Genomic DNA, 21,366 nt, shown 5'->3' with positions numbered 1-21,366 from the left:
CCCTTTAAAGCATATATTTCATAATACTTTGTGCAATATCATCAACATCGACTATTTCATCTACGAGCTGCGTTTCCACCGCAGCTTTTGGCATGCCATATACGATACATGTATCAGCTGACTCTGCAATAGCGATGACGTTACCAGTTTGCTTTAATGCTACTAAGCCTTTTGAACCATCATGCCCCATACCAGTCATAATGACAGCGATCTTATCAAAATCGCTATATTTACTTACATCTTCAAACATCACGTCTACAGATGGGCGATGACCAGAGCGTGGTGGCTCTGTTTGATCAAGAACGATACCAAATGCCATCCCTACTTTACGTATTTTTAGGTGATAGCCTCCAGGTGCAATATAGGCTACCCCATTTTGCAGAATATCTCCTTGTTCAGCCTCTTTTACTTTAATTTGGCTTAGTTGATCTAGTCGATTCGCTAACGACTTTGTAAAGCCCGCAGGCATATGCTGAACAATCAAAATAGGTGCTTGAATATTGGCTGGAATTTTTGTAATGACTTCTTGTAGCGCACGAGGACCACCCGTTGATGTACCAATTAGCACTACTTTTTTCGATGTTTTACTCCACTCTAGCTTCGCCGGCCAAGTAACCATTTTAGGTAATTTGGATTGTTTACTAAATAGCGGCTTCTTTGTTCCCATTGACACTGGAGTTTGCATCGTTTCTTGTGTTTTCACTTTTTCTATGCGCTTTGTACCAATTGCTTTTTTTAAATTAGCCATTGATACTTGTGCTGCTTGCTCTACTTTGCGCACCAAATCGACTTGGATTTTATGTAAATCAAGAGATATTGTACCACTTGGTTTGGCAACGAAATCAACAGCACCATTTTCCATAGCAATTAATGTATTTTCTGTTCCGCGGTCTGTTGTACTAGAAAGCATAACAACTGGGACGGGACAAATTGTCATAATTTCTTTTAATGCATCTAGACCATTCATCTCAGGCATTTCAACATCCATTGTTACGACATTTGGCTGTAATTGTTGAATTTTTTTTATAGCATCTTTCCCATTACGAGCTGTCCCGACAACTTCTACTTTCGGATTTCCGACAAAAAAGTCGCTAATTAGCTTTCTCATAAAAGCAGAGTCATCAACAACTAATAGCTTGCTTTTGTTTGAGAAGTCCAATTAATCACGTCCTTTCGAAAATATGCTTTTTAGCTTTGATAAAAAATTGTTCGATTCTGGTTGTCCATGTACCTCTTCAACACGATGATGAATAAATTTACTAACAATCAATTTCATTGTTTTTGAAATCGGTGCATCTGGATAAGCCAGAGTAAAAGGAATTTGCTCTCTTACTGCTTTTCGAACGACTGGATCCTCTGGTAAAGACCCAAGAGCCGTTACTTCTTTTGAAAGAAACTTTTGCATTGCACCAGACAAGCGATTCAACGTATCTAGCCCTTCTTCTCGTGTAAAAGATCGGTTACATAAAATATAAAATTGCTTTTGACTATCTTTTATATGAATATATTTCATCATAGAATAGGCATCCATAATCGCTGTTGGTTCAGCAGTTGAAATGACAATAATTTCATCAATTGATGTTAATAAATCAATTGACCAACTCGTAGCACCTGCGCCCATATCAAATAAAATATAATCAAAAGATTTTTGAAGGTGCTCAAAGGCTTCAACTAATCGGTTAAACATATCTTCCGACCATTCTAATATAGAGGCCATTCCTGAACCGCCTGAAATATACTGTAGATTATTTGGTCCTTCAAATAGCACTTTTTCAATCGATACATCACCTTCAAGGTAGTCCTTCAAATTCAATTGTACACTTTTTCCAATTAAAATGTGAATATTCCCCATACCGATATCCATATCTACAATGACTACTTTTTTTCCTTCTTTTGCAAGTAATGTGGCGAAGTTCATGGAAAAATTACTTTTTCCTACGCCACCTTTACCACTTACAACCGCGATGGATCTCCCTAAAGCACCTTCACTTTCAAGCATTTTCAATCTTAATTTTTCAGCTTGATCCCTCATTCAAATTCTCCTTGAAAGAACAGTTCAAATAATTTTTCTAGGTCTGGTTGCTCAATATCTTCCGGTACTTCTTGACCATTCGTATAGTAAGCAAGTCCCTTTTTATATTTAATCATTAAATTGAACATAGTGCCAATAGAATTTGTTTCATCCAGCTTTGTAAAAATAAATTTATTAATTGGTATTTGTTCAAACTGCTCCACAATAGCTTCAACATCACGCTCTTTAGCCGTTAAGGAAACGACTAAAAAGGACTCTGATTGATTACTAAAATCAATTAAGGTTTGTAAATCGTTCACATATTTTGCTTCTTTATAATTTCGCCCAGCTGTATCAATAAAGATTAAATCAAGATAATCCAATTTTTTGATTGCATTTTGATAATCTTCATGGCTATATACAATTTCCACTGGTGCCTGTAATAAACCCGCATATATTTTTAATTGCTCAATAGCAGCGATACGATATGTATCAGTTGTAATAAAACCAATCTTTTTCTTTTTTTCTAATACGGACCGAGCAGCCATTTTTGCGATTGTCGTTGTTTTCCCTACACCAGTCGGTCCTAGCACATTAATATATTTCTTTTCATATGTTAACCCACCAATTTCAACATGTAACAGCTGTTGACGTAAGTAATTCTCTGCAAACTCTCGCATTTCATTAAAAGGAATTTTATGATCGCTATTCTTAAAATGCTTAAAGAGCTCATCACTGATAGCTGTGATGAGCTCTTTGCTTAGCTCTTGACTTTTCAAATAATCAATGAAAGGTAAGAGTTCATCTGGGTATTGAGATTGAATCGATTGTCGTTGTACAGATTGCATAATGGACTTTAAATCTGCAATTTCTTTCTTTAACTCCTCATTAACGGATGACTCATCTTTTCGTTGTTCATTCGAAGCTACTCGTATAACCTCTTCTTGTTGAACTGTAGCTGAAATTGGAGGAAGCTCAGGTAGCGGGGGAACGAGTGGTTTTTTGTCCACTCGATCTACACCTGCTACTACTTCAAAACTTCTTTTCTTCACTAAGCCTAAAAACTTCTTTGTGACAACTACTTTTGAATTTAAAATGACTGCGTCTTCTCCTAAATCAGCACGAATAAGTTTCATTGCCTCAGCAATAGAAGGCGCATTGTATTTTTTCATTTTCATTCTACGTTTACCACCCCGACACTTTGAATTTCAACGGCTGCATCTAACTCATTGTACGATAAAATTGGAACTTGCGGGAAATAACGTTCTGTCAGTTGTCTCAAATACATTCTTACACCTGGTGAACATAAAATTAATGGTGATTGCTCCATAAAGGACACACGCTCTACTTCTTTTGCAATGGCTTCTAAAACGAATTGAGATTCTTGCGGATCCATTGCTAAATAATTGCCATGATCCGTTTGTTGAATACTATCTGCGACCATTTTCTCGACCTTGCCAGACACTGTAATGACTTTTAACGCAGGTTGTGCACCGACAAACTGCGACGTAATTTGACGTGCTAATGCTTGACGCACATATTCTGTCAAAATATCTGTATCGCTCGTTAGCTTTGCATAGTCTGCAAGCGTTTCAAAAATAATTGGTAAATTTCGAATCGATACATTTTCACGCAGTAATTTTGCTAGCACTTTTTGAATTTCACCAATTGACAGCGGTGTAGGTGTTAATTCGTCCACTAAAATAGCATGTGTTTCACGTAAATGATCGATGAGCTGTTTCGTTTCTTGTCGACCTAACAATTCATACGCGTTTCCACGAATCATCTCTGTTAAATGTGTCGAAACAACACTTGGTGGATCTACTACCGTATATCCAAACATTTCAGCATCTTCTTTTACTTGCTCTGTAATCCACTTTGCCGGCAACCCAAATGAAGGCTCAATCGTATCAATCCCATCAATAGAATTATCGTCGCCAGGGCTCATTGCTAAATAGTGGTCAAGTAATAATTCGCCTCTTGCCATTTCATTTCCTTTAATTTTAATACGATATTCATTCGGCTGTAGTTGAATATTGTCGCGAATACGCACAACAGGAATAACAATCCCTAATTCTAGCGCAAGTTGTCGACGAATCATTACAACGCGGTCAAGTAAGTCACCGCCCTGAGCTGCATCTACTAATGGAATCAGACCGTAACCAAATTCAAATTCAATCGGGTCAACACTTAATAAATTCACAACATTTTCAGGGCTTTTCATTGTATCGGCTGCAACCTCTTGTTCCATTTCCAATATTTCTTCCGGATCTTCTTCTTTCTCGCGGTTCATTAAGAATGCACCAATCGCAAGTGCTCCGGCGATTGGTAATGTAATCCAAGCAGGAATCGGTGTAAACACGCCTAATAATAAAATTGTTGCAGCTGCTACATAAAGCAGCTTTGACTGCGCAAATAATTGATTCGTAATGTCCACACCTAAGTTTCCATCCGAAGCTGCACGTGTTACAACAATACCTGTAGCAGTGGAAATTAACAGCGCCGGAATTTGCGATACGAGACCGTCACCAACTGTTAATATCGAAAAGTGGTTTGCTGCATCGCCAAAACTCATCTCCATTTGAGCAATACCAATAATCATACCAACAAGTAAGTTGATAAATACCATAATAATAGATGCAATGGCATCCCCTTTTACGAATTTCGTCGCACCGTCCATGGCACCATAAAAGTCAGCCTCCCCCGCAACTTTATCACGGCGTTCACGCGCTTCTTTTTCGGAAATCATACCGGCATTTAAATCAGCATCAATACTCATTTGCTTACCAGGCATCGCATCTAATGTGAAACGTGCTGCAACTTCAGCGACACGCTCAGAACCTTTTGTAATAACGATAAACTGGATAATGACTAATAATAAGAAGATTACAAGACCGACTAAAACATTACCGCCCGTCACGAAATTACCAAATGTATGTACTACATCTCCCGCGTCTCCTTGTGCTAAAATCGCACGTGTCGTCGAAACGGATAAAGCAAGCCGGAACAATGTCAACAGTAATATCACGGTTGGGAAAATCGAGAAGTCTAATGCTTCTTTCATATTCATTGATGTTAATAGCACTAATAATGCTAATGTAATATTAATAATAATTAAGAAACTTAGTAGCCACGTTGGTAGAGGGATGATGAGCATCGCTACGATTAAAATAACCGCACCTAAAACCCCTAAATCGCGAACTTGCATGGTTTTCCCTCCTAATGTTTCGTGTTTTAAATTTTACGTTTAATTCGGTAAACGTACGCTAAAATTTCTGCTACTGCTTTGAAAAATTCTTCAGGAACTTGCTCGCCAATCTCCACTTGGTCATACATTGCACGTGCTAGTGGCCGGTTTTCCACCATAACGACATCGTGTTCCTTGGCGATTAATTTGATTTTTTGTGCTACAAAATCTGTTCCCTTTGCTACTACACGCGGTGCGTCCATACTATTTTCATCATATTTCAGCGCAATGGCATAATGCGTTGGGTTCGTAATGACCACATCTGCATGAGGTACTTCTTGCATCATACGGCGCATTGCCATCTCACGCTGACGTTGTTTAATTTTGGATTTAATTAATGGGTCACCTTCTGCATTTTTATGCTCATCTTTAATATCTTGCTTGGACATCTTTAAATTTTTCTCATAATCAAAGCGTTCATAAACATAATCCAAAATCGAAATTAATAACAGCATAATCGCTGCAGCTACGCCCATTAAACCCGATAAGTAAGCAACGGTTGTAAGCGATTCCCACGGACTTTTAAAAGACAGCGCAAGCACTTCTTCAAGATAAATCCAAATAATCGCAAATGTTACTACACCTAATAAAGTTACTTTCAATAAAGATTTGATTAAATTAATAATCGCCCGTACTGAAATAATTTTTTTTATCCCTTTAATAGGATCCATTTTTTTTAAATCAAACTTCAAAGTCTCTGTTGTAAAGAGGAACCCAAACTGCAAATAGTTTGCTCCAATACCTGCAACCATCGCAATAACCATAATCGGCAGCACAATCCACGCCATTTCCTGTATGGCATCTGTATACATTTCCATGACCGTTTCGATTGAAACCGTTTCAATTAGCATATTTCGATATAATGCTTGCGTTAAAAAGGAACGTATGCCTTGAAACATACTAGGCGCTATAAAAAATAAAAACAAAAATACAATCAATAACAAAATAGCGGCTGAAACATCTTGGCTTTTTAATACCTGCCCTTTTTTTCGCGCATCCTGACGCTTTTTAGGTGTCGCTTTTTCTGTTTTTTCACCAGCGAAAAACTGTAAGTCTAAATGTATAATAAGCTTCATATTTACGAACCACCTAAAACAATCATTAAATTACGCATACCGATTATCGCCATTTCGATCACACGTTCCATTACCTCTACCATTACCCCCATCATAATAATGAGCAGGATAAAACCTACCGCAATTTTAATCGGGAAGCCGACAACGAAAATATTTAACTGTGGCACTGTTTTTCCTGTAATACCTAAAGCTAATGTAACTAAAAATAAGGTTGCAATTATTGGAGCCGACATTTGAAAAGCAACTGCAAACACCGCAACAAATAACTTCATAATGTATTCAACTGATTCTGCATCTCCAAAACTCGGAAAAAACTGACCTAGTGGTAAAAACTGATAGCTATAAAAAATGCCATCTAGCACTAAGTGATGACCATTAATCGCTAAAAATACGAGTAACAATAAGAAATTAAAAAACTGCCCCATGAGCGGACTTTGGGCCCCTGTTTGCGGGTCTACAATATTCGCCATCGCAAAGCCCATTTGGAAATCAATAAACCCACCAGCTATTTGTACAGCTGAAAAAACAATATACACGACTAAACCAAGTGTTAAACCTACAATCGCCTCTTTAATAACAAGTAATATGTACTCCCCATTAATCGTAAAAGCCTCAATTGAAAACGTATAATACATCATCCAAGATAATACAAATGCAAGTATGATTTTCAATTGAGGAGGAATTGTTTTATAAGAAAATAGCGGAATAGTTACGAAAAATGCAGATACTCTCACAAAAATCAATAATAAAACGGATATTTTTGGTACTAGTTCTACCATCTATATCACCCTATGTAACGTACTAAATTATTTAAAATGTCATGCACATAACTTGTTATTTGTGATAACATCCACGGACCGAAAAAGACAATCGCTACAAGGACAGCAACAATTTTGGGTACAAACGCTAATGTCTGTTCTTGGATTGAAGTTGTCGCTTGAAAAATACTAACTGCTAAACCAGATACTAATGCTACCAACAGGAGCGGTCCTGAAGCAGCAAGGACGATAAAGATGGCGCGTTCTGCAATTGAAATGACCATTTCTTGTGTCATACTGTATCATCCCCTAATAAAAACTCTGTAATAGCGACTTCATTACTAAATACCATCCATCCACAAGAACGAATAATAAAATTTTAAACGGCAATGAAATCATAACAGGTGGTAACATCATCATCCCCATTGCCATTAATGTAGACGCTACAATCATGTCGATCACTAAAAACGGAATGAAAATCATAAAGCCCATTTGAAAAGCGGTTTTTATTTCACTTAGCGCAAAGGCTGGAATTAATGTTGTCAGTGGAATAGCCTCAACGGAGTCTGGACGTTCTGCTTGATTGTATTCCAAAAACAACTCTAAATCTTTTTGTCTCGTATGCTTTGCCATAAATTCCTTAAATGGTAAGGAAGCTCGTTCATATGCTTCTTCTAGACCAATCTCCTCATCAAATAACGGCTGCAACGCTTGTTCATTCACTTGTTGAAAAGTTGGTGCCATAATAAAGAACGTTAAAAACAAGGCAAGACCAATAATCACCTGATTCGGTGGCATTTGCTGTGTAGCAAGTGCTGTTCGTGTAAACGATAACACAATGACAATACGCGCAAATGAAGTCATCAAAATTAATATACTCGGTGCTAAAGAAAGAACTGTTAAAAGAATTAACAGCTTTACAGATGTAGAAACATTAGTTGGATCGCTGTCAGAAAAGATCGATATGAAATCTGTCATTGCTTATCGTTCCCCTTTTCTTTCCATCTTTCCAATCCATCACTACGTTCTTTTTTTATTTCAGATAAACGCTTATCTAAAATACTATTGAATTCCTCCGCCTGGACTTTGGCAGAACGCTGTGGTTTGAATTTTGTAAAAAGCTCAGCAATGTACGGAGCAGTGGATGTATTCTTATACTTTTCATTGTATAACTCTACAATTTGCTCAATCTCCTGCGGGTCAGAAATCGTTTGGAGCAATCGTACATCTTCGCCAACACCCACAACATAAATTTGATTGCCAATTTGCAACAGTTGGACAGATTTTTGTGGTCCGACAGAATGCCCGCCAAGATTACGCACCATGCTGTTTTGCTGATAATTTTGATTACGTTTATTTAAAAAACGTAAAACATAAATTAATAAACCTAGTACAAATACTAGTGATAGCAAAATTCTTATGTATTCCCATGGGCCCATACGAACAGACGCCGAATCACTGTTCTCTGTGTCGGCATCTGTTTCATCACTATCTACGTAAAGGCTTGGATTTTTTAAACTTTCATCACTCACCATTGCGTAGGAAGTAGAAGTTACATGGGTTAATGCTACAAACATAAGTAGTAATACAAAAACCATCCTTACATAAAATGATTTCTTTACTTGCATGTTGTTAACCTAAAGCTTTTTGAATTGCTTCGATAACACGGTCTGCTTGGAATGGTTTTACAATAAAGTCTTTAGCACCCGCTTGAATTGCATCGATAACCATTGCTTGTTGTCCCATTGCTGAACACATAATGACTACTGCATTTGGATCAGAGGCTTTAATCGCTTTTAACGCTGCGATACCATCCATTTCAGGCATTGTAATATCCATTGTTACTAAATCTGGACGTACCTCATTATACTTCTCTACTGCTTGTGCACCATCTGCGGCTTCACCGACTACATCAAAGCCATTTTTCGTTAAAATATCTTTGATCATCATACGCATGAACGCTGCGTCGTCAACAATTAAAATCTTTTTAGACATAGTAAGATTCCTCCAATTAGTACTATCTTAAATTATTTAAGCGCTCCGTTTGACTTAAAATATCTGTAATACGAACACCGAAGTTTTCATCAATTACCACTACTTCACCTTTTGCAATTAAACGGTTATTTACTAGAATGTCAACAGGCTCACCAGCAAGCTTATCTAATTCAATAATTGAGCCACTGGATAACTCTAAAATTTCTTTCACGGAACGCTTTGTACGTCCTAGTTCTACCGATACTTGCAATGGAATATCTAGCAGCATATTTAAATTACGCGCTTCAGCTTGCGAAATATTTGGTGGTTGGAAGCTCGCAAACTGTGCTGGTTGAACATTCACTGGCTGCTGTGGTGGCGCATACATCGGCTGTTGATATACAGGTGCAGCTGATGGCTGAGCATACATTGGCTGCTCGTACATTGGTTGCGGCGGTACTTGCTGCATCATTGGTTGCTCATACATTGGCTGCTGTACAGGAGATGCTTGAGGTGTTGGCTGTGGCTGGCTAGTTGCAACCGGTTGAGGTGCCGGTTCAGCACTAGCAGTCGGCGCTAACTCTTCCTCACTCTCTCCCAATAATGACTTTACTATTTTTTTACTAAAGTTTAAAGGTAATAATTGCATTAAATTTGAATCGATTAACTCACCGATACGTAATCTAAATGAAATCTTCACGAGTAAATCGTCATCAGGAATATTGTCTCGCCCTTCATTTTGAGAAATATTCATTAAATCAATCGTTGGTGGAGAAATATCGACCTTTTGATTAAATACAGTAGACATTGATGTTGCCGCAGAGCCCATCATTTGGTTCATTGCCTCTTGTACCGCACTCAGTTGAATCTCTCCTAGTTCCGGTTTTGGATTTAAACCGTCCCCACCTAGCATTAAATCTGCGATAATGGCTGCATCAGATTGCTTGATTACTAGCAGATTCATACCCGTTAATCCAACCGTATATTCCACCTGTATCGCTACGTACGGGTGAGGAAACTCCTCTTCTAATTTATTACGATTAATCATGCCAATGCTAGGTGTTGTAATATCTACTTTTTGTCCTAGTAAAGCTGATAGTGCAGTTGCTGAACTACCAAAAGAAATATTGCCCACTTCTCCAAGTGCATCCTGTTCTAGTGGACTTAAATAGTCTTCAACGACAATTACACCATCTTCAGCCGCTTCATTTGTCATTGTATCTGTTAATCTATCTTCTAATGTTTCGCCTCTTAATAGGGCTTCGATTTCTTCTTGGGAGAGCATTTCATCACTCATCATCGTCGTCTCCTCCTTTTACCGGGTCGATTACTTGAATGGCCATTTTTTTATTTAACTTACCTGGCTGCACAGTAAATTTGGGTAAAGTTCCTACTTTAAGAATAAGTGGATCTGTTATTTTTTGATCTAATTCAATAACATCACCTATATTCATTGTAAGAAAATCCTCAACTGAAATGGAAGTAGTTCCTAACTCTGCCACTACCGGTAATGTAGACTGCTTCACTCTGTTTTCAAGCATCTTCACTTGCTCAGGTGACATTTCTTTCGTATTCGTTTGCATCCAGTAGCGTACCGATAAGTTTGGTACAATCGGCTCTAGTACTACGTGTGGTAAACAAATATTAATCATCCCCGTCGTCTCACCAATAATTGTATTGAGTGAGATAACTACAACCGTTTCATTCGGTGAGATCATTTGTAAGAATTGTGGATTTACTTCAAGCTCAATTAACATCGGATCTATTTCTACTATATTTTCCCATGCTTCTCGTAAGTTATCAAATGAGCGCTCAAATAAATTTGTCATAATCTTCGTTTCAATTTCAGTTAAGTTGTCAACGTTACTATGACTTGCGCCTGTCCCCCCCATCAATCGATCTAACATCGAATAGGCAATATTCGGGTTAATCTCCATTAAAATATTACCATCTAACGGCGGTACTTCAAATACATTTATTAATGTCATATTCGGAATGGATCGAACAAATTCTTCAAATGGAATTTGGTCAACCGAAGCAACTGTAATTTGGACATATGTTCTAAGCTGCGCCGAGAAAAATGTCGTAAGTAACCGTGCGAAGTTTTCGTGAATACGAGTTAAACTTCGAATTTGATCTTTTGAAAAACGAAGAGCGCGTTTAAAATCATATACTTTGACCTTTTTTGCTTCATCTTCTTTTTTCATTTCATCAGCTGACATTTCCCCAGTCGATATCGCTGACAGCAGCGCATCAATTTCGGATTGGGAAAGCACATCTCCTGCCATTTGCCCACCTCCTATTTCTAGTTATGAAATGATGAAGGAGGTAATGTAAACTTGTTGTACTTCCCCTTCTTGCATCAATTCATTCATTTTTGCCTTAATGGCCTTTTCAAATAATATTTTCCCTTGCTTACCTTGTAAATCTTCTTCTGTCATTTCAGATAATTCTTGAATTGCAATATTATTTACTTGGAAGATACGTTGTGTTAATTCTTTTGCTGCATCTTCACTTTCTGTTTGAATTGTCAATTGTAGAACCGCATAGTTACCATCTGCTAAATTTGTTTTAATCTCAGGAATGGCAACAGAAGCTAATGCAATCTCTTCAATCGATAGCTCTTTCACTTCTGGTTCCTTATTTAGCTGTGTTAGCAAAACAAAGGCAATCACACCAACTAAAGCAAGCGCCGCTATAATGATGAGCATAATTGTCAACAATTTATTCTTCTTCATCTTCTTCACCTCGTAGATGCGGATTTGATAGAATTTGTATTTGTCTGTAAAACGATTTTATCCGCGCACGCACCTCTGTTTCAGATTCTAACACGATAAACTTACGCCCAGTCGTTAGCGTTATCGTTGTGTCCGGAAAAGCTTCGACTGTTTCTATGTATAAAGCATTTAATGAAAACGCTTTGCCATTAAGGCGAGTAACTTCAATCATTGTAAGGGGCCGGACCTGCCATGAGAGCCGGCCCGACCCTCCTTTGCAATGAATTTATAAATCTATAAAATTAACGTTTTAAGTTAACAAGTTCTTGCAGAATTTCATCTGAAGTTGTAATGATACGAGAGTTTGCTTGGAAACCACGTTGTGCAACAATCATTTCTGTGAATTCTTCAGAAAGGTCTACGTTGGACATTTCTAATGCACCCGAAACAGTTTTACCAATACCAAATGATGAACCAGCACCAAATTGAGCAGCACCTGAGTTAGCAGACACTTGGAAGTAATTATTACCTTCTTTCGTTAAACCTTCCGCATTTGGGAATTTAGCAACCATTAATTGACCAGCAAAATGTAAAACTCCCTCTGCATTTACATATGTTACCGTACCATCAGTAGCTATAGACATGGACTGTGCATCAGTTGGAATCCAAATACGTCCACCTGCCATATCAGCTGTTTGTAACTCTTCTCCCGGCCACTTTACTTCTGTTAACTCAACTGCATCATCTCCTTGTAAAGGAGCATGTCCAACAACTGCCCCATCAGGAGATACGATTCCTTCTGGTAACTCAACGTCCTCAGCACCATCTGATTGCCACCCGATTACATAGTCACCATTTGAGTTTACTAAGAAACCTTCGTTATCCATGTAGAAATTACCTGCACGCGTATAAGAGACACCTGTAAAACCGTCAATTAATGCTTCTTCATCAGCATTTTCTCCTGGTAATTTACCTACTACGAAGAATCCTTCACCTTCCATCGCCATATCAAGTGTACGCCCTGTACCTTGTAAAGCTCCTGTACCATGAATAGTATCAATCGCAGCTAATTGTGAACCTAAACCAACTTGTTTTGCATTCACACCACCAGCACCTAGAGATGGGCCTGATGCACCTGATTGCGTTTGTGAGATTAAGTCTTTGAACACTACACGCCCTTTTTTAAATCCGTGTGTATTAACGTTTGAAATATTATTACCAATTACATCTAATTTTGTTTGGAAGTTTCTTAAACCTGAAATACCTGAGTACATTGAACGTAACATAAATGTCGTTCTCCCTTCATTAGTGAATATACCGCATCAATCAGTCAGCGATATGAGGCATCCTATACGGTCCTGCCTTAGAGTACGATTGTTCCATCAATATTTGTAAATAATTGCGATTTCGCTTCGTAACGATCCATAGCCGTTATAACTGTTGCATTTTTTGCGCTGACAATCAGTGCTGCTTGATCCATTAATACTAAAGGTTGCTTAACACCTTTCTCTCGCGCTTCAAATACTTTATCCGTTACTTCTTGCCACTCCGCTTCAGAAATCTCAATATTCCGCTCCTGCATCCGTTCAGAAGCATGCTTGCTAATTTTTAGCTCTTGCTGTGCCTGCCTAAAATGTTCGTGGAATGACTTGACTTGCGTTTCCTGGACATTTTGCTTCGGCGTTAACGCTGGACGAAACGGAACATGTTGAATAGTAATTTTATTCATCATAAGCGTCCCCACCCTATTCCTGTGTTTGCTCAGTTGAATCCGGTGTATCCGTTACATCTTCACCTTGCTCTGTTTCCGTATTTTCTGTTTCAGATACGACTTCAAATTGCTCTTTTGTTAATCGAGTACCATTGTTTAAAATATACTCAATAACGCCATTCTTCGTTGTAATTGCTTCAATCACAGCTTGGACTGACTCATCGTTCAAATTATATTGAACTGTCTTCCCAATTAATTGACTTGCTTGCGCAAAAGGATTTTCCCCTGTAGAGGAGCCTGCTTCCTTTTCACCTAAAATAGCTGAAATATGTCCAGCAGAAATTTCTTTCCCACTATCTAAGACGAAAATAGGTGCACCATCTTTAAATTTAACTTCCGTTATAACACCTGTTCCTTCTATTACTACTGGATCCCCTTTTTCATCTTCTTCTTCTTCTGATAACTCATGCCATTTTACTTCTTTTCCAATAAAAGATGTATAGGACATTAATTGCGTTTCTCTTTGAGACATTAATAGCGCTTCCATTGCTTTTGTCATATTCTGCATTTGCTCTAAAGAAGAGAACTGAGCCATTTGGGCGATAAACTCACGGTCATCCATTGGATTTGTCGGATCTTGATTTTGTAATTGGGCAATTAGAATGTGCAAAAATGCATCTTTTCCCAAAGTGCTGTTATCAGATTCTGTTGTATATTTATACTTTGATGTATTTAAATAATAATCATTTGTAATGCCCTTTGTAGTTTTAGTTACATCTGCATTCGAACTTAAAGTTGAACCTGAACTCATTACTACACCTCCTCAGCGAAAAATTCTTCAGTTAAAAATTCGCTAAACGACTGCTTCTCTTCATCGTTATCTTGCTGTTCTTCTTGTTCCTCTTGTTCCTGGCGGAAGAAATTATTAAAGAATTTTTGATCACGTGCATTGCGCTCTGCATCTTGAAGGGACTGTGCTATATCAATCCGCTCCATTTGGATGTTTTGAGCCACAAAAGCTGACTTTAATTGATTTAAATTCGAGTCAAGTAATTCTTTCCCTACAGCAGTCGTTGCAAGTAAACGCGCGTGCATTAAGCCATCTTTTTGTACTAACTCAATACGAATTTGGCCTAAATTCTCAGGGAATAATTTTAAGACAAGACGCATTGTTCCTTGATTATTTGACATTTGGCTACGGTTAAGTAAGTTTTGAATTTCCTTCGCTAATGCTTCGGACTGTGCTGAACGCTCTGCTGGCAGTGTCACCGTTACGGTTTTTGTTGTTGCCGTTTGTTGTTGACTCCCATTTACTTGAGCTGTATCTGTTTCCTGCGTTACGACTGTTTGAGACAATTGTTGTGCGACTTGTTGGAATGTTGTTGTCTTGATTGCCTCTTGTTGCGTTGTAGGCTGTAATTGCGCTACTAATGATTGTAATACATCTTTCGTTTGGCTTAATTGAAATTCCTGCTGATACACTGTATCTAACCTCATGCCAACCATTTGTGCCAGTTTTAAAAACTCCACTACTTTTGTTGCTTCTTTAGGTGTCACACTGTGATTTTCACCTTGTAAAATCGACGATACTTGTGCCAGTAATGCTGGTGATTGTTCGAGTATTGCCCATACATCACCCATCAGCATTTCTTCGCCAAGAAGTTGTTGAATGATTGCTTCTAACTCCTCTGTCGTTATTCCTAATGCAGCGGTCAAATCTTCTACATTCATCATCTCTTCAATCGGAATTAGCTGACCATCAATTTCCGCAAACATTCCCCCTTCACCGTGTACAATACCAAGTGCTGCAAACACTTCTTCTAGTGTCTCTGCTTCCACAACCTCTGTTACCTCTTTTGTTGCTTCTTCAATCGGTTCGGCTTGCTTTTGCTGTGATGAGGCTTGTGTTGCTGACATTGTGTCATTAAACACCTTGTCAAAAGAGTTCGATTTTTGTTGATTACTAGCAGTTGATGTCGTTGCTGTTTGCTTCGGGTTGTTTATACGTGTTTGTGCCATTTGTAATAGTGCGATATCCATTATTTTGTTTCACCTCCTTTTACTCCTGTGATAATAATTCCGTAAATCGAGCAGCGTCTGCTGGATCCATTTTTTCAAAAATAGCCATTAGCGTATCCGACTTCATATTGGACATAATACGTAACGCTTCGGATTCACTCATCTGCGTTAAAATAGGTGCAGCTTTCTTCGCTGACATATTCTCATACGTCTTTAAAATTTCTTTAAATTCTAATGCTGCTTCTTCTTGCACACGTTTTAATTGTTCAATTTCATAAAGAAGACGTTCTTGTTCAATTAACAATTCCTCATTCGTTGCTGTAGCCGACTCAATTTCTGATTGCAACTGTACAATCTCCGCCTCTTTTTCTTGAATTTCTGCTTGTAGTGTCACAATTTTTTCTTCATTTAATGACGGATTTTCTACAATTTCTTCTTTTGAAGAAATAAACGGAATTTTATCTTTCATGCTATCAGCTATTTGAAACACATTTGTATTCGTAAAATGTGCAATGATTAAGAAAATTGCTAGTGCAAACACTAACGGAATTAGAAACCAGTAAAATAACTTTTGAAAAAAACCTGGGTTCTTCTCTTGTACCTCGACTTCATCTATTTTTTCGACATCGTTCTTCGCCATGCCATCACCTAATTTCTCTTTTGTTGTACGTAAGGGTGGCCATTTCATCTAATTGAATCGTTTCTAAACGATTTTGTTCTTCCCTAAATGCCGAGAAATCTTTTTCACGCATTTTTTCATATTTACGTACTTCCAAGTTTTTTTCTAATAATTTTTGCTCATGCCAATTCATTTTTGATCGTGCTTGCACGACCTTTTGTTGCACATCTTCAATCGTTTTCTCCATACTATCGATAAACCGCGCATAATGACTAATTTCATCAATGGAAGAGCCCACTTGCAAGCGCTCTTGTTGAAACACTACTAAATCTTCTTTTTTCTTCAATAGTTCATAAAGCTTTGTTGCGATTTCTTCAAAAGAGCGAACAGATTCTTTGTAAGCCATTTCTGTTTCATTTTTTTCTTGTTCACGAACAGTTAAAATTTGTTCAAATCGATAACTATATCGTAGCATTATTTGGCACCACCATTCGATAATGCAATCATCTCATTGACTGTTTGTTCAAGTGAAACTTTATCTTTAAATCCTTGCTTTAAAAAATTTGTAATGAGTGGTTCATAATGTATTGCTTCATCAATTTCTCTAGACGTTCCACGCTTGTATGCACCAATATTAATTAAGTCCTCCGACTTTGAATATGTATAGTACATTTCACGTAAACGAGCGGCTGCGGTTGTATGTTCAGGCGTTGTAATATGATTCATGAGACGACTAACGCTCTTGAGGATATTAATCGCTGGGTATTGCCCCTTATTTGCGAGTGTACGGTCGAGTACGATATGCCCATCTAAAATCCCTCGTACAGCGTCAGCAATCGGTTCGTTCATATCGTCTCCATCGACAAGAACGGTATAAAAGGCGGTAATGGCCCCTTTTAAGTTTGTCCCCGTGCGTTCAAGTAGCGTTGGTAAAATGGCAAATACAGACGGCGTATAACCTCTAGTAGCAGGTGGTTCCCCTACTGCTAGGCCAATTTCTCGTTGCGCCATCGCAACACGTGTTACAGAGTCCATCATTAGCATGACATTCATGCCTCGATCACGAAAATATTCAGCAATGGCAGTAGCAGTAAAAGCGGCTTTAATACGCATTAAAGCCGGCTGATCACTCGTAGCCGCCACAACAATTGACCGACTTAATCCTTCAGGGCCAAGGTCGCGCTCTATAAACTCACGTACCTCACGCCCACGCTCTCCAACAAGTGCGATCACATTAATATCCGCTTTTGTATTGCGAGCAATCATGCCTAGAAGTGTACTTTTCCCAACACCTGAACCGGCAAATATCCCGACACGTTGACCGCTCCCTACTGTCAGCATCCCATCAATTGCTTTGACGCCGACCTCTAGTTGCGCTGTAATGGGCGGGCGTGTCATTGGATTAGGTGGGTCTTTTTCAGTCGGGACTGAGACAAGCCCGCGAGGTAGTGCATAGCCATCAAATGGCTCGCCCATTGAGTCCAACACTTTACCAATTAGTTCAGGTCCGACTTTTATTTCTAAAGGTTTCCCTGTTCCTTCCACTAAACAACCGATTGAAATTTCTCGCAAAGACGAATACGGCATTAGCACAACAATCTCATCTTCAAAGCCAACAACTTCAGCTAAAATAATTTGATGACCATTTGTTGGTGAATTGACGTGAATTTTACACACATCGCCAATAGAGCTATCAGGACCTTGTGATTCAATCATTAAGCCAACAACACGGGTAACTTTACCAAATTTTTTAAAGGTCGATATATTTGGAATATGTTCGATTAATTGGGCCGCTCGCATGCGATCATTCCTTACTATCTAAAATTTCTCGAAGCTTTAGTCGAAGTTCGTTTAATTGCGTATCAATTGATACAACGATACGTCCATGATTTGTTTCAATATAGCTCTCTGTGCTTGATAAATCCTCATTGACAAAAATCATAAACGGCACATCTGTTGGGAACATTTCAGCAAGTTCATCACGATTTTTCGATACAATGCTGTGATAGTGTGGCGCTACATAAATTTTAATTTCTTTCATTTCACGCGCTTCTTTTAAACCACATTTTACAATGGAGACAAATGCTTCGTCATCGCGCTCAAGCACCGTATTTAAAATGCGCTCCGCTGCCGTTAACCCTAACTCTAAAACGATTGCCTCTTGCGATTCAATATATTTATCCGCATTTATCTGTGCGTTTGCCATCGTTTCATTTGCCGTTTGTAACGCTTGTTGCATATCCGCATTTGCTTTTTGGATGCCTTCCTCATATCCTTGTGCGAAGCTCTCCTCATATGCTTGTTGTTGCAATATCAGTTTTTCCTCTTCCCACATTTGCTTTAATTCTTCAATTGTCTGCAACTGCTCTTGACGAAACTGCTCAAACTGTTGATGCTCTAATTCAAGTTGCTGACGCGCATCAGCTAATAACTGATCGCGTTCAGCTAAAATTTGTTCACGTGTCACTTCAAGCTCTTCTTCTATATGCTCAAAATCCTCTACACGTTCAGGCTGAAAAAAGTGAAATGATTGAATTTGTATTTTCTTTTCTTCAACCTGTTGTGCTTGCATGCTGCGGATGATTCTAGACAATGACGTCATCTCCTCCACCACGAGCGATAATAATCTCACCTGCATCCTCTAGGCGTCGAATAACCGCCACAATACGAGATTGTGCTTCTTCTACATCGCGTAGTCGAACCGGCCCCATAATTTCCATTTCTTCACGGAATGTTTCTGCCATTCGTTGTGACATGTTACGGAAAATAATTTCTTTTACTTCATCACTAGAAACTTTCATCGCTAATAATAAGTCTTCATTTTCACAGTCACGAATAACACGTTGAATCGAACGATTATCCAGTGTAACAATATCTTCGAATACAAACATACGCTTTTTGATTTCTTCTGCTAGCTCTGGATCTTGAATTTCGAGTGCATCGAGAATCGTTTTTTCCGTTTGACGATCTACACCATTTAACACTTCCACGACTGCATCGATACCACCTGTTTCTGTGTAGTCTTGCGTTACAGTAGAAGAGAGTTTTCGTTCTAATACGGATTCGATTTCACTAATCACTTCTGGCGATGTTGAATCCATTACCGCAATACGCTTCGCAATATCTGCCTGCACCTCTTGCGGAAGCGAGGATAAAATAATCCCCGCTTGCGTTGGATCTAAGTACGATAAAATAAGCGCAATCGTTTGTGGATGTTCATTTTGAATAAAGTTAAAAATTTGTGCTGGATCTGCTTTACGTGCAAAGTCAAATGGGCGCACTTGTAAAGAAGATGTTAAACGATTTAAAATCGCTTGTGCTTGATCTGTACCAAGCGCTTTTTCTAAAACGGTTTTCGCATAGCCGATACCGCCCTGTGTAATATAATCTTGCGCTAAGGCAATATTATGAAATTCTTCAATAATGTTCTCCTTGACGGTAGATTCGACTTTTTTCACACTTGAAATTTCAAGTGTTAAGCGCTCAATTTCTTCTTCACTTAAGTGTTTATACACAGCAGCCGAAACTTCCGGTCCTAGAGAAATTAACAGCAAAGCTGCTTTTTGCTTTCCTGATAACTCTTTATCTTTCTTGGACACAGGCGAACCTCCTATTAATCTTCTGCAATCCAACTACGCAATAGCTTCGCGAAATCTTCTGGCTTGTCCTTCGCCATTTTTTCAAGTTGCTTACGGCGTACAGTTGCTTCAGTCTCTTTTTCCTCTGAAATATCGTCTACTTCAATTAATTCTTGTTGTTGTTCGATAATATTTAACTCTTCTTCTTCTTTTTTACGTTTACGAGAACGTAAAATGAAGAATACTAGAAGTGCAATGGCTACAATTAAAATACCGCCTACTACCCAAACCCACCATGGAATAACAGATTCTGGCGTAGCATCTGCTCCTTCTTTTCCGTAAAACGGTTGAACAGAAACAACAATTTTATTATTTATCGCTTCATCTGTTAAATCGCCTGCTACTTCTTTATCAATTGAAGTGCGTACGATTGTTGCTAAAATTTGTTCAATGTCTTCTTGCACTGCCGCATCTAAAGACGCTGGATCGTCCGCAACTGGCGGCTCTACCATTACTTGAATACCTAAATCACGGATTTTGTACGGACTTTCTTGAATTTCACGACGAATACGATTGACGTCATTGTTGATTGTTTCTTCAACGCGCTCATATTCTCCATCTCCAGTAGTTCCTTCTTGGTAATCTGTGAAATTATCTGTTACATTTTCAGCTTCTGGTACCCCAGACGCTGTTGCACCTGTTCCTGAATAGGTTTCTGTAATACGTTGTGCACTAATAGCAATGCCTTCATTGTTTTCTTCATCTACCGGCTGAACTAAATTTTCTTCCCGATTTTCTTGCTTAAAATCCACATTTGTTGTGACTGAGACAACCACTTTATCTTGCCCCATCATCGTCCCAAGCATATTTTGTACTTGTCGTTGAATATCGCGCTCAATTTGCTTTTTAATGGCCATTTGCCCTTCAGGCGTTGTTGAACTACTGCCTGTTTGTACTGAATTCAAATCAAAGTATTCAGCATATTGATTGGAAATCTCAATATTTTCAGTACTTAAGTTCGGAACACTTTTAGCTACTAAACTATACAGTGTTTTGATTTGGTCATCTGTAAACTTTACACCCGGTTCTGTCGTTAGCATAACAGAGGCCGTTGCTTCCTGTGTAGCATCTTTTATAAAGAGTCCTTCATCTGGTACGGTAATTAGTACTTTGGCATCTTGTACACCTTGCACTCGCTTTATTAAATTCGCGATTTCTGTTTCTGTTGCTGCTTGTTTAATGACATTGAATTCGTTATCTGTCATACCAAAACCAGCATTTTCTGTGAAGAAAGATGTACTGATAGCCCCCGTCTCTGGATACCCTTGCGACGCTAGTGACACTGTCAGAGGGTCCACTTGCTCTTCTGGTACTAAAACCGTAGTGCCCCCATTTGCTAATTCGTACGCTATTCCTTGTGAACCTAATACCTCCGTAATTTGACCTGCTTCACTAGGCGATAATCCAGTAAATAATGGCGCCATCGTTGTTCTAGTTGAAAAGTATGTAAGTATCCCTGCCAATGCAACAATCGCTACTAACGTACCCATTATTGCACCTTTTTGATTTCGCGTTCGGCTCGACCAGAAATTGGTCGAATCCGTTTTTATTCTCGTTAAACGTTCATTCATTATGAATCCTCCGGTTATAGTGAAT

At 38.5% G+C, this 21,366-nt stretch carries 24 protein-coding genes; all 24 read right to left on the bottom strand.

Translation table 11 applies throughout. The features are described from left to right. Positions 1-4: 4 nt before the first annotated feature. Positions 5-1,159, bottom strand: coding sequence for a protein-glutamate methylesterase/protein-glutamine glutaminase (locus ACQQ2I_RS05100; RefSeq protein WP_431029489.1), 1,155 nt, complete (start codon positions 1,157-1,159; stop codon positions 5-7). Continuing rightward, complete coding sequence (locus ACQQ2I_RS05095; RefSeq protein ID WP_431029488.1) at positions 1,160-2,032, bottom strand: MinD/ParA family protein; 873 nt, start codon at positions 2,030-2,032, stop codon at positions 1,160-1,162. It lies immediately after the preceding gene. Continuing rightward, positions 2,029-3,189, bottom strand: coding sequence for a flagellar biosynthesis protein FlhF (flhF, locus tag ACQQ2I_RS05090; protein ID WP_431029487.1), 1,161 nt, complete (start codon positions 3,187-3,189; stop codon positions 2,029-2,031). Before flhF ends, ACQQ2I_RS05095 begins: the two co-directional genes overlap by 4 nt. Further along, entirely contained in the window at positions 3,186-5,219 is a 2,034-nt protein-coding gene (gene flhA, locus ACQQ2I_RS05085; protein WP_431029486.1) for a flagellar biosynthesis protein FlhA, read from the bottom strand. The genes flhF and flhA overlap by 4 nt, the downstream gene beginning before the upstream one ends. 26 nt (positions 5,220-5,245) lie before the next feature. Beyond that, positions 5,246-6,334, bottom strand: coding sequence for a flagellar biosynthesis protein FlhB (gene flhB / locus ACQQ2I_RS05080; protein WP_431029485.1), 1,089 nt, complete (start codon positions 6,332-6,334; stop codon positions 5,246-5,248). 2 nt (positions 6,335-6,336) lie between these two features. Continuing rightward, positions 6,337-7,113, bottom strand: a complete 777-nt coding sequence (gene fliR / locus ACQQ2I_RS05075; RefSeq protein WP_431029484.1) for a flagellar biosynthetic protein FliR — start codon at positions 7,111-7,113, stop codon at positions 6,337-6,339. A gap of 5 nt (positions 7,114-7,118) precedes the next feature. Beyond that, on the bottom strand, positions 7,119-7,388 hold the full coding sequence (fliQ, locus tag ACQQ2I_RS05070; RefSeq protein WP_391366431.1) for a flagellar biosynthesis protein FliQ: 270 nt from the start codon (positions 7,386-7,388) through the stop codon (positions 7,119-7,121). Positions 7,389-7,401: 13 nt separating this feature from the next. Next, on the bottom strand, positions 7,402-8,070 hold the full coding sequence (fliP, locus tag ACQQ2I_RS05065) for a flagellar type III secretion system pore protein FliP (RefSeq protein WP_431029483.1): 669 nt from the start codon (positions 8,068-8,070) through the stop codon (positions 7,402-7,404). After that, complete coding sequence (locus tag ACQQ2I_RS05060) at positions 8,067-8,720, bottom strand: flagellar biosynthetic protein FliO (RefSeq protein WP_431029482.1); 654 nt, start codon at positions 8,718-8,720, stop codon at positions 8,067-8,069. Before ACQQ2I_RS05060 ends, fliP begins: the two co-directional genes overlap by 4 nt. A 4-nt stretch (positions 8,721-8,724) precedes the next feature. After that, the gene (locus ACQQ2I_RS05055) at positions 8,725-9,087 is read right to left on the bottom strand and encodes a response regulator (protein WP_391366428.1); all 363 of its coding nucleotides are present in this window, start codon (positions 9,085-9,087) and stop codon (positions 8,725-8,727) included. Between the two features lie 22 nt (positions 9,088-9,109). Further along, positions 9,110-10,363, bottom strand: coding sequence for a flagellar motor switch phosphatase FliY (fliY, locus tag ACQQ2I_RS05050; protein ID WP_431030458.1), 1,254 nt, complete (start codon positions 10,361-10,363; stop codon positions 9,110-9,112). Continuing rightward, on the bottom strand, positions 10,356-11,354 hold the full coding sequence (gene fliM / locus ACQQ2I_RS05045) for a flagellar motor switch protein FliM (RefSeq protein WP_431029481.1): 999 nt from the start codon (positions 11,352-11,354) through the stop codon (positions 10,356-10,358). Before fliM ends, fliY begins: the two co-directional genes overlap by 8 nt. A gap of 21 nt (positions 11,355-11,375) precedes the next feature. Then, entirely contained in the window at positions 11,376-11,804 is a 429-nt protein-coding gene (gene fliL, locus ACQQ2I_RS05040) for a flagellar basal body-associated protein FliL (protein WP_431029480.1), read from the bottom strand. Then, positions 11,791-12,015: a flagellar FlbD family protein gene (locus ACQQ2I_RS05035; protein WP_431029479.1), complete on the bottom strand. Its 225-nt coding sequence runs from the start codon at positions 12,013-12,015 to the stop codon at positions 11,791-11,793. The genes fliL and ACQQ2I_RS05035 overlap by 14 nt, the downstream gene beginning before the upstream one ends. A 70-nt stretch (positions 12,016-12,085) precedes the next feature. After that, positions 12,086-13,069, bottom strand: a complete 984-nt coding sequence (gene flgG, locus ACQQ2I_RS05030; RefSeq protein WP_431029478.1) for a flagellar basal body rod protein FlgG — start codon at positions 13,067-13,069, stop codon at positions 12,086-12,088. 77 nt (positions 13,070-13,146) lie between these two features. After that, positions 13,147-13,512, bottom strand: a complete 366-nt coding sequence (locus ACQQ2I_RS05025; protein WP_431030457.1) for a TIGR02530 family flagellar biosynthesis protein — start codon at positions 13,510-13,512, stop codon at positions 13,147-13,149. A 16-nt stretch (positions 13,513-13,528) separates the two neighbouring features. Continuing rightward, complete coding sequence (gene flgD / locus ACQQ2I_RS05020; RefSeq protein WP_431029477.1) at positions 13,529-14,305, bottom strand: flagellar hook assembly protein FlgD; 777 nt, start codon at positions 14,303-14,305, stop codon at positions 13,529-13,531. A gap of 2 nt (positions 14,306-14,307) precedes the next feature. Then, positions 14,308-15,534: a flagellar hook-length control protein FliK gene (locus ACQQ2I_RS05015; RefSeq protein WP_431029476.1), complete on the bottom strand. Its 1,227-nt coding sequence runs from the start codon at positions 15,532-15,534 to the stop codon at positions 14,308-14,310. 19 nt (positions 15,535-15,553) lie between these two features. After that, positions 15,554-16,201 carry a MotE family protein gene (locus tag ACQQ2I_RS05010; RefSeq protein ID WP_431029475.1) on the bottom strand — a complete coding sequence of 216 codons (648 nt, stop codon included), beginning with the start codon at positions 16,199-16,201 and terminating at the stop codon, positions 15,554-15,556. Further along, on the bottom strand, positions 16,158-16,607 hold the full coding sequence (gene fliJ, locus ACQQ2I_RS05005; RefSeq protein ID WP_431029474.1) for a flagellar export protein FliJ: 450 nt from the start codon (positions 16,605-16,607) through the stop codon (positions 16,158-16,160). The genes ACQQ2I_RS05010 and fliJ overlap by 44 nt, the downstream gene beginning before the upstream one ends. Then, entirely contained in the window at positions 16,607-17,932 is a 1,326-nt protein-coding gene (gene fliI / locus ACQQ2I_RS05000; RefSeq protein ID WP_431029473.1) for a flagellar protein export ATPase FliI, read from the bottom strand. Before fliI ends, fliJ begins: the two co-directional genes overlap by 1 nt. Positions 17,933-17,936: 4 nt before the next feature. Continuing rightward, positions 17,937-18,734 (bottom strand): FliH/SctL family protein, encoded by a 798-nt coding sequence (locus ACQQ2I_RS04995; RefSeq protein WP_431029472.1) that lies wholly within the window; start codon positions 18,732-18,734, stop codon positions 17,937-17,939. Further along, positions 18,718-19,731, bottom strand: coding sequence for a flagellar motor switch protein FliG (fliG, locus tag ACQQ2I_RS04990; protein WP_431029471.1), 1,014 nt, complete (start codon positions 19,729-19,731; stop codon positions 18,718-18,720). The genes ACQQ2I_RS04995 and fliG overlap by 17 nt, the downstream gene beginning before the upstream one ends. Before the next feature lie 14 nt (positions 19,732-19,745). Then, the gene (fliF, locus tag ACQQ2I_RS04985) at positions 19,746-21,341 is read right to left on the bottom strand and encodes a flagellar basal-body MS-ring/collar protein FliF (protein WP_431029469.1); all 1,596 of its coding nucleotides are present in this window, start codon (positions 21,339-21,341) and stop codon (positions 19,746-19,748) included. Positions 21,342-21,366: the final 25 nt, after the last annotated feature.

The sequence above is a fragment of the Lysinibacillus sp. LZ02 genome (assembly GCF_050613145.1).
Classification (GTDB): domain Bacteria; phylum Bacillota; class Bacilli; order Bacillales_A; family Planococcaceae; genus Lysinibacillus_B.
Note: the sequence above shows the minus strand (reverse complement) of the source record. Positions and strands in the feature narration are given on the sequence as shown.